Genomic DNA, 2881 nt, shown 5'->3' on the forward strand with positions numbered 1-2881 from the left:
ACGTGACGGTGCCCGGCCGGATCGTCTCCTACTTCGAGGGCAACGAGGAGCGGCGCACCCCGGAGCTGGCCGAGGTGCTCGTCGCCGGCTACACGGTCGCGCTGGTCACCGACGGAGGCATGCCGAGCGTCTCCGACCCCGGATACCGGCTGGTCCGGGCCGCCCTGGACGCGGGCGTGCCGGTCACCGCCGCGCCCGGACCGAGCGCCGTCACCACCGCGCTGGCGCTGTCCGGGCTGCCCTGCGACAGGTTCTGCTTCGAGGGCTTCCTGCCCCGTACCCCCGGCGCCCGCCGCTCCCGCCTGCGGGCGCTCGCCGCCGAGGACCGCACGCTGGTGTTCTTCGAGGCGCCGCACCGCATCGCCGGCGCGCTGGCCGACCTGGCCGAGGCGTTCGGCGCCGACCGGCCCGCCGCGCTCTGCCGCGAGCTGACCAAGACGTACGAGGAGGTGGTCCGCCGTCCGCTCGGCGAGCTGGCCGAGTGGGCCGCCGACGGCGATCCCCGGGGTGAGATCACGCTCGTCGTGGCGGGCGCGCCGGCCATGCCCGCGGTCCGGCCCGACGACGACACGCTGCGCGCCGCGGTGGCCGAGCGCGAGGCGGCCGGGCTGTCCCGGCGCGACGCGATCACCGAGGTCGCCACCGCGTACGGGCTGCGACGGCGCGAGGTGTACGCGGTGGTGCACAGCTGAACGGAAGGGCCCCTTCTTAACGCCTGCGGTAGAGGAAGGGCCCCCTTTTAACACCTCACCTCACCAGGCGGCGGCCAGGAACCCGACGGTGATCAGCGCCGGCCCGGCCAGCGCCAGGCCGACCGCCCAGCGCCGCTGCCGCTCGTCCGCGAGCCGGGTCGCGCCGGTCCACCTGGCGATCCCGGCGGCGCACCCGGCCACCAGCGCCAGCCCGAGCAGCCAGCGCAGGTGCTGTCCGGGGCCGGTGTCCGCGTAGGCGGTCGATCCGTCCGGCCCGGTCATCCGGGCCGGCAGCAGGGTGCCGGTGGCGGTCCGCCCGGCCGGTACGCCACTGACCCGTACACCGTGGGCCTGGAACCGGTCGCCGTCGGCCAGGAAGATCCCCCGGCAACGCTGGGTGAGCCCGCCGCCCGCGCACTCGGTGATCATCACGGTGCCGCCTGTCGAATGCCCCGCGGCCAGCCAGAACGGCCCCGCGCTCACCCAGGCGAAGAACGCGGCGAGCAGGCTCAACGCCAGCAGCACGGCGAGGCCGACGGGCGGGGTCGGCGGGAGGACCGGGCGGGCCGGCGCCCGCCGGCCCGGTGGCCGGGCGGGGAGCGGGTGCGGCTCGTCGCGCAGCGGCGTGCCGTCCCAGTGCACCTCCTCGATCGGCGCCCAGCCGCCCGCCTGCGCGGCCCTGCGCTGCCAGCGGGGCTGCCGCACCGGCACCCGGCTCGGCACCGCGTCCACCGGCGCGCCGGTGGTCGGCTCCACCTCGACCGGCGGGTCCGCCGGGTCGAGCCGGGGCTGCGGCGCGACGGGCGCGCCCGCCGGGGCGGGTCGCGCCCGCCGGGTGGTGGCCGCCGACGGCTCCGGCGCCGCTGGTCTGTTGGTCACGATGTTCATTTCACACCGGTACGCCCGGCTTGCGGTGAAGCTCACGCCGCGTGTCGGCGACAAATCGGACGTACGGCCGGCGCCTGCCGCCCATTGGTTCGCGGCCCGCCCACCGCAATCACTAGGCTTGCTGCTCATGAGTCACGTTCTCGCCGCGGTCGCCTGGCCCTACGCCAACGGCCCGCGCCACATCGGCCACGTATCCGGATTCGGCGTTCCCTCCGACGTCTTCGCCCGGTACATGCGGATGGCCGGCCACGACGTGCTCATGGTCTCCGGCACCGACGAACACGGCACCCCGATCCAGGTGCAGGCCGACGCCGAGGGAGTCACCCCGCGCGAACTGGCCGACCGCTACAACCGGGTGATCGCCGAGGACCTGCGGGCGCTGGGCCTGTCGTACGACCTGTTCACCCGCACCACCACGCGCAACCACTACGCGGTGGTGCAGGAGCTGTTCACCGGCCTGTACCGCAACGGCTACATCGTCCCGAAGGTCACCACCGGCGCGATCTCCCCGTCCACCGGCCGGACGCTGCCCGACCGCTACATCGAGGGCACCTGCCCGATCTGCGGCTACGACAGCGCGCGCGGCGACCAGTGCGACAACTGCGGCAACCAGCTCGACCCGATCGACCTGATCGACCCCAAGTCGAAGATCAACGGGGAGACGCCGGAGTTCGTCGAGACCGAGCACTTCTTCCTCGACCTGCCCGCCCTGGCCGACGCGCTGCGGCAGTGGCTGGACAACCGCGAGGGCTGGCGCCCGAACGTGCTGCGGTTCTCCCGCAACCTGCTCGACGACCTCCAGCCCCGGGCCATCACCCGCGACCTGGAGTGGGGCGTGCCGATCCCGCTGGACGACTGGCGGGACCGGCCGGACAAGCGGATCTACGTCTGGTTCGACGCGGTCATCGGCTACCTGTCCGCGTCCATCGAGTGGGCCCGCCGCACCGGCGACCCGGAGGCCTGGCGCAAGTGGTGGTCGGCGGACGGGGAAGGGAAGGACGCCCGCTCCTACTACTTCATGGGCAAGGACAACATCGTCTTCCACTCGGTGATCTGGCCGGCGCTGCTCGGCGGCTACTCCGGTGAGGGGGCCCGCGACGGCGAGCCGGGCGAGCTGGGCCGGCTCAACCTGCCCACCGAGGTCGTCTCCAGCGAATACCTCACCATGGAGGGGCGGAAGTTCTCCTCCTCCCGCAAGGTGGTCATCTACGTCCGGGACTTCCTGGAGCGCTACGACGCCGACGCGCTGCGCTACTTCATCGCGGTGGCCGGCCCGGAGAGCAACGACACCGACTTCACCT

At 73.8% G+C, this 2881-nt stretch carries 3 protein-coding genes; 2 read left to right on the top strand and 1 reads right to left on the bottom strand.

The genetic code is table 11. From position 1 onward, the window contains the following. Positions 1 to 692: 16S rRNA (cytidine(1402)-2'-O)-methyltransferase (locus KBX39_RS27845; protein WP_210873353.1), on the top strand; the 692-nt coding region annotated here is incomplete at its 5' end. Positions 693 to 752: 60 nt separating this feature from the next. Here KBX39_RS27845 and KBX39_RS27850 read toward each other — a convergent pair. After that, positions 753 to 1580, bottom strand: a complete 828-nt coding sequence (locus KBX39_RS27850; RefSeq protein ID WP_205796080.1) for a hypothetical protein — start codon at positions 1578 to 1580, stop codon at positions 753 to 755. A 127-nt stretch (positions 1581 to 1707) separates the two neighbouring features. Between KBX39_RS27850 and metG the strand changes: the two genes are divergently transcribed. Continuing rightward, positions 1708 to 2881 (top strand): methionine--tRNA ligase (gene metG / locus KBX39_RS27855; RefSeq protein ID WP_210873355.1); only part of this gene is annotated, 1174 nt, incomplete at its 3' end.

It is taken from the genome of Micromonospora sp. D75, assembly GCF_018070405.1.
In the GTDB taxonomy this organism is placed as follows: Bacteria; Actinomycetota; Actinomycetes; order Mycobacteriales; family Micromonosporaceae; genus Micromonospora; species Micromonospora chalcea.

Coding starts and splice junctions, on each gene's coding strand:
- KBX39_RS27850 (WP_205796080.1), bottom strand. CDS start 1,580: ATGAACATCGTGACCAACAGACCAGCGGCGCCGGAGCCGTCGGCGGCC.